Source organism: Streptomyces sp. UNOC14_S4 (assembly GCF_020740835.1).
In the GTDB taxonomy this organism is placed as follows: domain Bacteria; phylum Actinomycetota; class Actinomycetes; order Streptomycetales; family Streptomycetaceae; genus Streptomyces.
The window spans coordinates 22,525-30,661 of the sequence record NZ_JAINFC010000024.1 but is presented as its reverse complement, the minus strand read 5'-3'; the positions used below and the strand labels follow the sequence as shown (position 1 = coordinate 30,661).

At 71.1% G+C, this 8,137-nt stretch carries 8 protein-coding genes; 6 read left to right on the top strand and 2 right to left on the bottom strand.

What is annotated here, in order from left to right; translation table 11 throughout:
* Positions 1-1,363, top strand: a 1,363-nt coding sequence (locus tag K6I34_RS04290) for a PP2C family protein-serine/threonine phosphatase (protein WP_374230796.1), incomplete at its 5' end; no start/stop codon positions are given.
* Between the two features lie 218 nt (positions 1,364-1,581).
* Positions 1,582-3,042 (top strand): aminopeptidase P family protein, encoded by a 1,461-nt coding sequence (locus K6I34_RS04285; RefSeq protein ID WP_229322704.1) that lies wholly within the window; start codon positions 1,582-1,584, stop codon positions 3,040-3,042.
* A gap of 173 nt (positions 3,043-3,215) precedes the next feature.
* On the opposite strand, the gene K6I34_RS04280 is transcribed toward K6I34_RS04285, so the two are convergent.
* A complete protein-coding gene (locus K6I34_RS04280) occupies positions 3,216-3,992 on the bottom strand; it encodes an SDR family oxidoreductase (protein ID WP_229322703.1) in 777 nt (258 codons plus the stop codon).
* A 297-nt stretch (positions 3,993-4,289) separates the two neighbouring features.
* Positions 4,290-4,781: an ATP-binding protein gene (locus K6I34_RS04275; protein ID WP_229322702.1), complete on the bottom strand. Its 492-nt coding sequence runs from the start codon at positions 4,779-4,781 to the stop codon at positions 4,290-4,292.
* Positions 4,782-4,992: 211 nt separating this feature from the next.
* On the opposite strand from K6I34_RS04275, the gene K6I34_RS04270 reads away from it, so the two are divergent.
* From K6I34_RS04270 to K6I34_RS04255, 4 genes are all read left to right on the top strand, one after another.
* Positions 4,993-5,793: a hypothetical protein gene (locus tag K6I34_RS04270; protein WP_229322701.1), complete on the top strand. Its 801-nt coding sequence runs from the start codon at positions 4,993-4,995 to the stop codon at positions 5,791-5,793.
* 278 nt (positions 5,794-6,071) lie between these two features.
* Positions 6,072-6,821 (top strand): YcnI family protein, encoded by a 750-nt coding sequence (locus K6I34_RS04265; protein ID WP_229322700.1) that lies wholly within the window; start codon positions 6,072-6,074, stop codon positions 6,819-6,821.
* A gap of 183 nt (positions 6,822-7,004) precedes the next feature.
* Positions 7,005-7,661: an SCO family protein gene (locus K6I34_RS04260; protein ID WP_229322699.1), complete on the top strand. Its 657-nt coding sequence runs from the start codon at positions 7,005-7,007 to the stop codon at positions 7,659-7,661.
* Positions 7,661-8,137: a copper chaperone PCu(A)C gene (locus tag K6I34_RS04255; RefSeq protein ID WP_229322698.1), complete on the top strand. Its 477-nt coding sequence runs from the start codon at positions 7,661-7,663 to the stop codon at positions 8,135-8,137. Before K6I34_RS04260 ends, K6I34_RS04255 begins: the two co-directional genes overlap by 1 nt.

Here is an 8,137-nt window from a genome sequence, read left to right as displayed (position 1 = left end):
CCTCGACGCCGCGCTGCACGAGGTGCTGAACGCGGGCTCCTCGCTCGTCGGCGCCCGCCGCGGCCTCGTGACCCTCCAGCCCGCCGACGGGCCAGGCCACGACCGCCCCACCACCGTGGGCCTCGGCCTGGGCCGCGCCGACTTCGGCCACATCGAGACGATCCCGCGCCCGTCCCCCGCCCCGCGGCGGCGGACGTCCCACGCTCCCGCCGGAACGCCGGACCCCGACGCACTCGACGCACTCGACGCGCCCGGCCCGTCCGCCCCGCCCAACTCATCCAGCCCGTCCAGCCCATCCAGCTCGTACGACTCGTCCAGCCCGTACGGCCGCCTCTTCGACGACCTGCCGCCCGCCGGGGACCGCACCGGCATCGCGCACCCGGACATCGCCGCCGACGAGTCGCTCTCCTCCCGCCACCGCGAGGTGGCCGCACGCCTCGGCTACGGCGCCAGCTACGCCGTGCCCCTGGAGTCCGAGGCGGCCGGGCGCATCGGCGCGGCGGTGTGGCTGTACGACGAGCCCGCGGAGCCCAGCGACCGGCAGCAGCACCTCATCGCCCTGTACCGCGACTACGCCACGGAGCACCTGGCCCGTCACCTCGAACTCGCCGAGGCGCGCGAGGCCGTGATCACCCTCCGCGAGGAGCTGCTGCCCCGCAGGCTGCCCCGCGTCCCGGGCGTCCGGCTGGCCGTGCGCCACCGCTCAGGGCCGGGCGGGGGCGGCGACTGGTACGACGCGCTGCCGCTCCCCGAGGGCGCGCTCGGCCTCGCCGTGGGCGGGGTGTCGGGCACCGGGCCCGGCGCCGTCGCCGCGATGGGCCGACTGCGGGCCTCGCTGCGGGCGTACGCCGTGATGGAGGGCGAGGACCCGGTGGCCGTCCTCTCCGACCTCGAACTCCTGCTGCGGCTGACCGAGCCCGCGCGCACCGCCACCGCCCTCTTCGCCTACTGCGAGCCGTCCGCGGGCGCGGGCGGCCGGTGCGGCAAGGTCGTACTGGCGGGCGCGGGGCACTGCCCGCCGCTGATCATCGGCGAGCGCCGCGCCGAGTACGTGGAGACCTCCCTGTCCGCGCCGCTCGGCATGCTCGCCTGCTGGGAGGCCCCCAGCGTCGAGCTGGAGCCCGGCCCCGGGGAGACCCTGCTCTTCTACAGCGACGGGCTGCTGCACCGCACCGGCGACCGGATGGACCGGGCGTTCGCCCGGCTGCACAAGGCCGCGGCGAGCGTCCCGCGGGCCGCGCTGCGCGACCCCGAGGCGATCGTCGACCACGTCCTGCGGGCCGTGCTGCCCGCCGATGACGAAGGTGACGGTCGCGGTGAGGGCGGCGAGGACATCGTCCTGCTGGCCGCGCACTTCGAATGATCTTGCCCGCGCGGTAGCCGCCACGGCGGACACCGGACACCCGGCCGTCCGCGTTCCGCCCGCGTCCCGTCTACGGGCCCGGTGGGAGCCGATCACGTTTCCGTGCGACCTTCTGCGCGAGCTTCCGTTGAAACCTTCCGATGGCAGGCTTCCCGACCGCTTTTCCTTGCATTTCCTCGCACATACGATGGAAACGGCCCAGTCCGAGGAGGAAAGCAGTGACCGAGCAGCAGCCCGCGCCCGAGAACCCCGAAGGTGACGAGCCCATCAAGCAGCGGAAGAACGGCCTGTACCCGGGCGTCTCCGACGAGCTCGCCGAGAACATGAAGTCCGGCTGGGCCGACACCGAGCTGCGCGATCTCCAGCCGATCGCCCAGGCCCAGGAAACCGCCCGCCGCCGCGCCGAGCTCTCCGCGCGCTTCCCCGGCGAGCGCCTGGTGATCCCCGCGGGCAACCTGAAGACCCGCTCCAACGACACCGAGTACAGCTTCCGGGCGTCCACGGAGTACGTGTACCTCACGGGCGACCAGACCCAGGACAGCGTGCTCGTCCTGGAGCCCACCGGCGCCGAGGGCCACAAGGCCACGCTCTACCTGCTGCCGCGCTCGAACCGCGAGAACGGCGAGTTCTGGCTCGACGGCATGGGCGAGCTGTGGGTCGGCCGCCGCCACAGCCTCACCGAGGCCGCCACGCTCTACGGCGCGCCCTGCGAGGACGTCCGCGAGCTCGCGGACGCGCTGCGCGCCGCCACCGGCCCCGTCCGCTGCGTCCGCGGCCACGACGCCGGGATCGAGACCGCCCTCACCGACAAGGTCACCGCCGAGCGGGACGAGGAACTGCGTGTCTTCATCAGCGGGCAGCGCCTGGTGAAGGACGCGTTCGAGATCGGCGAGCTGCAGAAGGCCGTCGACTCCACCGCCCGCGGCTTCGAGGACGTCGTGAAGGTCCTCGACAAGGCGGAGGCCACCTCGGAGCGCTACATCGAGGGGACGTTCTTCCTCCGTGCGCGCGTCGAGGGCAACGACGTGGGCTACGGCTCGATCTGCGCCGCCGGTCCGCACGCCACCACGCTGCACTGGGTGCGCAACGACGGCCAGGTCCGCTCCGGCGACCTGCTGCTGCTGGACGCCGGTGTGGAGACCACCACGCTCTACACCGCGGACATCACCCGCACGCTGCCGATCAACGGCACGTACAGCGAGCTCCAGCGCAAGATCTACGACGCCGTGTACGACGCCCAGGAGGCCGGTATCGCGGCGGTCAAGCCGGGTGCGAAGTTCCGCGACTTCCACGACGCCGCCCAGCGCGTGCTCGCCGAGCGGCTCGTCGAGTGGGGCCTGCTGGAGGGCCCGGTCGAGCGCGCCCTGGAGCTCGGCCTCCAGCGCCGCTGGACCCTGCACGGCACGGGCCACATGCTCGGCCTCGACGTGCACGACTGCGCGGTGGCCCGCACCGAGACGTACGTGGACGGCGTGCTGGAGCCCGGCATGGTCCTGACCGTCGAGCCCGGCCTGTACTTCCAGGCCGACGACGTGACGGTGCCGGAGGAGTACCGCGGCATCGGTGTCCGCATCGAGGACGACATCCTGGTCACCGAGGACGGCAACCGGAACCTGTCCGCGGCCCTCCCGCGTACGTCCACGGACGTCGAGGCATGGATGGCGAACCTGAAGAGGTAAGCAGCACGGCTGCCCCGCGCCCCTTCAGGGGCGCGGGGCTGTTTCGATATGCGGCTCCGCCGCGTGGGCGCGACCAGCCCCAACGGACCGGCAGCCGCCATCCGGCAGCAAGCGGCAGACGCGTAGGCACCCCGAAAGAAACGCTCCCGCACCCCACCCGGTCGGCCAAGCGGCTAGCGCGTCGTGTACCCGCCGTTGATGAAGAGCGTCTGCCCGTTCAGCCACCACCCGTCCGTGAGCAGGAACTTCACGTACGGCACGATGTCCTCGATCTTCGTCAGCTCCCCGTTCATCGACGACGACTTGTGGTACGCCACGGAGTCGTCCGTCTCGGCCGGGTAGAAGAAGCTGGTGTCCATCGGCCCGGGGGCGATGTTGTTGACGGAGATGTTCCGCCCGAAGAGTTCCTTGGAAAGTGCCCGCGTGAAGTGCTCGACGGGCGCCTTGCTCCCCGCGTACACCGAGTAGAGCCCGGTGTAGGCCGCGAGCAGCGAGGTCACGATGGTGATGATCTTCCCGCCGTCCTCCAGCCGCTTGGCGGCCTCGCGCATCATGAAGAACGCGGCCTTGGAGTTGACTCCAAACATCCGGTCGTACTCCGCTTCCGTCACCTCCGTCATCGGCTTCTTGATCACCATGCCGGCGGTGTTCACCATGCAGTCGACCTTGCCGAACGCGGCAACCGCGACATCAAAGAGCCCCTCGACCTCGTCCACCTTGCTCAGGTCGGCCTCGTGCACCACCGCCTCGCCGCCCAGGGCCTTCACCTCTCCGGCGGTCTTCTCCGCCCCTTCCTTCGAGGACGGGCTGTTGTAGTGCACGACGACCTTGGCGCCCTCCGAGGCGAGCTCCCGGGCGATGAGGCTGCCGAGATTCCTTGACGCACCGCCGATGACGACGACCTTGTCCTTGAGCGTGCGCGTGGGCAGAGGAGACGGGGCAGTGGGCATGGCGCTCTCCTGGGACTTACGGAATGCCGGTATTGCCACGCTATGCCCATATATCGTCAACCGCCCGCGGGCGGGACCCACACGAGCTCCGGAGAAGCGCCCCGTCAGGGGCGCGGGGAACTGCGCGACAAGCCCCCACCGGGGCCGCAGCCGCCCGCCGGGCCCCGGTGGCACCCCGGCGGGCGCAACAGGCCAACAAGCCCGCAGCCGCGCACGGCCCACAAGAGGCACCCCCAGAGGCGAAGGGGCCCGGGGCAAAGCCCCGGCCACAAAAAGATGCGGCACCCCACCCCCGGTCTAAGAAGCCCGCAGCAGCGCCGCGCCCTCTCTCCACTTGAGGATCTTGTCGAAGCTGACCACGGCCCCCTGGCGGCCCGGCCGGTTGTGGACGCGGACGTGATCGGTCAGCGACTCGATAAGGAAGAGGCCCCTGCCGTGTTCGTCATGGGCGGGGGCCGTGGGCTGAGGCTGGGGCTGCTGCCTGCTCACGGGTGATGTGCGCCGACTGCGACGGTCGTGACGACGGGGCTGTTCGGGAAAGCCCGGGCCGGAGTCGGTGACCTCGATACGGCAGGTGTCGCCGTCGATGAAGGCCGTGACCAGATAGCCGGTGGAGGAGTCGCCGCCGTGCTCCACCGCGTTCGCGCACGCCTCGCTGAGGGCGACCGACAGGTCGTAGGAGATCTCGGGGTCGACTCCGGCGGTGTCCATCGTGCCGACCAGCAGGCGCCGGGCGAGCGGAACACTCGCGGCCTCGCGCCGCAGATGGAGTGACCACCAAATGCTCATGCTCAGCCTCCTGGCGCGGCTCGATATACCGATACGTATAGCCAGCCCCGATGACCCGTAAGCCTGTGGGAAGTGTGAGACCGCTCATTCGGACGATGCGCCCACCGGGTGCATCGGTGTATGGACCTAGAACGCGCGTGCGCCCATGCGCCCCCGGTGAGCGCCCCCTGCCGTAGGGAGGACGTAAGTCCGATGGGATGATGACGCAGCCATGCCTCTTCCCGTCGCGCGTGTCGGCGCCGATCTGCGACTGCTCCGGGCCGCGGTGTTCACCGCGGTCTGTGTTCTGCTGTCCGCGGGCGGGCACGTGCTGGCCTCCTGTGCGAGCGTGCCGCTGTGGACGCTCGCCGCGGGGTTCGTCGGGGTCTTCGCCGCGGTGCTGCCGCTGGCGGGACGTGAGCGTTCGCTGCCGGGCATCACCGCCGGCCTGGCCGTCGGCCAGCTCGCGCTGCACACGCTCTTCGGGCTGGCCCAGCAGAACGCGGGGACGGTGCCGCGACAGGCGCCCTCCGACGGGCGGTTGATCACCTTCGCCGCGCGGCTGATCTGCAACCAGCCGCACCCGGCGTCGGCCGCCGAAGCCCGTCGCGTCATCACGGACGCCGGGCTCGACCCGGCCGCGCACCCGCTGCAAGCCGTGCCGCAGATGCCGGCGCCCATGCCCATGCGCGCGCCCTCGGCGCTGGACGCCCTGGTGCCCTCGCTGCCCATGCTGCTCGGCCACCTGCTCGCGGCACTGACCCTGGGCTGGCTGCTGCGGCGCGGCGACGTCGCGCTGTCGCGGGTGACCGGCCTTTCGGAGCGCTCGGCCCGCGGCGTCGCGGACGCCGCGCTCGTCCGGGCGCTGCGCGCCGCGCTCCGCCTCGTACGCGCGCTGCGCGAGCGCGCCGACGGCCGTCCGGCCGCCCCCGTACGGGAGACGTACGGGGAGGACGAGCGCCCGGTGACGGAACCGGCGCTCCAGCACTTCGTGATCAGGCGGGGACCGCCGCGCTACGAGCTCGCGGCCTGACACAGCGACACTCTCCGTCCGCTTCCGGATGCCCCGGCGGTCCTCCCGGCACCGCGCCCCGGCACACCCCTGCCCGGCGCCGTACCCGGTGTCCCCATGCCGTCACGACGTACCGTCACGGCATACCGTCTCGACGTTCCGTCCTGACACCCCGCCCTGGCGTTTCATCCCGGTAATTCCGGAACGCCCCGGCAGGAAACCGATGGGAGAGCAGCCGTGTTGTCGCCGCACGCGTGCCGTACACCCCTTTCGTCCCCTCCTGCCTGTGGAGTGTTCCCATGACCGTCAAGACCGCCAAGGCCGCTCGTACCCGCCGCCTCTCCGCCGTCGCCGGCCTCGCCGCCGGTGCCGTCCTGCTGCTCGCGGGCCCCGCCTCCGCCCACGTCAGCGTGCAGCCCGGCACCGCGGAGAAGGGCGGCTACAGCACCATCGCCCTCAAGGTGCCGAACGAGAAGGACAACGCGTCGACGGTGAAGCTGGAGCTCAACCTCGACCCGAAGCACCCGCTCGCCTCGGTGATGCCGCAGCCCGTGCCGGGCTGGGACATCAAGGTCGAGAAGTCCAAGCTCGACAAGCCGATGCAGATGCACGGCAAGGAGATCACCGAGGCCGTCACCAAGGTCACCTGGTCCGGCGGCAAGATCGAGCCCGGCCAGTTCCAGCAGTTCCCGCTGTCGGTCGGCCAGCTGCCCACCGACACCGACGAGCTGGTCTTCAAGGCGCTCCAGACGTACTCCGACGACGACGTCGTCCGCTGGATCGACCCGTCCAAGCCGAACGGCGAGGAGCCCGAGCACCCGGCGCCGACGCTGAAGCTGGTCGCGAAGGGCGCCTCCGCGGGCGCCAAGGGCGCGCAGAAGGCGGACGACAAGAGCGACAAGGGCGTGCAGGCGGAGGCCTCCGCGGAGAAGGAGGACGGCGGCTCGTCCGACACCACGGCCCGTGTCCTCGGGATCGTCGGCATCGTCGTCGGCGCCGCGGGCGTCGCCTTCGGCGTGCTCGCCGGCCGCCGCCGCTCCGCCGCCTGAGCCCCTGGGCGCGACAACCCCACCCGGTGAGCCCGCGGGCTCACCGGACCAGGTAGGACCGACGTAGCGATACGCAGCGATACGCAGCGATACGCAGTCATACGCAGCGATCGATACCTGGACACCTGCCGACCGATCAGGACCTCAACGCATCCGATCACCGGACCATTGGAGAAGAGCTCCATGCGCACCAAGACCCTGGGTGCGGCGCTGGCGATAGCCGCCGCGCTCACCCTCACCGCCTGCGGCGGTGGTTCGAGCGACGACAGCGGCAAGTCCGTCGCCGACGTCTCCGCGACGCCCAAGAAGTCCGCCGCGATCACCCTGGACTCCCCCAAGGCGAAGCCGGACCTCGTCCTCACGGACACGTCCGAGAAGAAGTACGAGCTGGTCAACCAGACCAAGGGCCACCCCGTGCTGCTCTACTTCGGCTACACCTACTGCCCGGACGTCTGCTCGACCGTCGTCTCCGACATGGCCGCGGCCGCGAAGAAGCTGCCCAAGGCGGACCAGGAGAACCTGAAGATCGTCTTCGTGACCACCGACCCCGAGCGCGACACCCCCAAGCGGATGCGCGAGTGGCTCGACGCCCAGGGCGGTCAGGACATCGTCGGTCTCACCGGCGACTTCGACACCATCCAGGCGGCCGCCAAGCCGCTCGGCATCCTGGTCGAGAAGCCGAAGAAGGAGAAGGACGGCTCCATCACCGTCAGCCACGGCGCCCAGGTCATCGGCTTCTCGCCGAAGGACGACGGCGCCCACTGGATCTACACCGCCGAAACCACCGCTGCCCAGTACACCCAGGATCTCCCGAAGATCGTCAAGGGGGAGAACCCGTGATGCGCAAGTCCACCACCGCCACCGCCATCGCCATGCCGCTCCTGCTCGCCGGGGGCCTGCTGCTGATCACGGGCTGCCAGTCGGAGAAGGACGCCCTGTCCACCGACAAGGCCGACCTGTCCGTCAGCGGCGCCTACCTCCCGCAGCCCGCGATGACCGACATGGCCGCCGCGTACCTGACCGTGAAGAACGGCGGTGACAAGGCCGACCAGCTCACCTCGGTGACCAGCCCGCTCTCCGGCGACATCACCATGCACACCACCGAGGGCTCGCAGATGAAGCACGCGAGCAAGCTGGAGGTGCCCGCGAACGGCGAGCTGAAGCTCAGCCGCGGCGGCACCCACCTGATGCTCGGCAAGCTCGCCCACAAGCCCAAGGTGGGCGAGAAGGTCGAGTTCACGCTGCACTTCGCCGAGTCCGGCGCGGTGAAGGTCCAGGTGCCGGTCGAGTCCGCCACCTTCCGCCCGCAGGACTGA

Bases quoted from the DNA above. Each gene is read 5' to 3' on its own strand.
- K6I34_RS04275 (WP_229322702.1), bottom strand. From the start codon at position 4,781: ATGAGCATTTGGTGGTCACTCCATCTGCGGCGCGAGGCCGCGAGTGTT.
- K6I34_RS04255 (WP_229322698.1), top strand. From the start codon at position 7,661: ATGCGCAAGTCCACCACCGCCACCGCCATCGCCATGCCGCTCCTGCTC.
- K6I34_RS04270 (WP_229322701.1), top strand. From the start codon at position 4,993: ATGCCTCTTCCCGTCGCGCGTGTCGGCGCCGATCTGCGACTGCTCCGG.
- K6I34_RS04280 (WP_229322703.1), bottom strand. From the start codon at position 3,992: ATGCCCACTGCCCCGTCTCCTCTGCCCACGCGCACGCTCAAGGACAAG.
- K6I34_RS04265 (WP_229322700.1), top strand. From the start codon at position 6,072: ATGACCGTCAAGACCGCCAAGGCCGCTCGTACCCGCCGCCTCTCCGCC.
- K6I34_RS04260 (WP_229322699.1), top strand. From the start codon at position 7,005: ATGCGCACCAAGACCCTGGGTGCGGCGCTGGCGATAGCCGCCGCGCTC.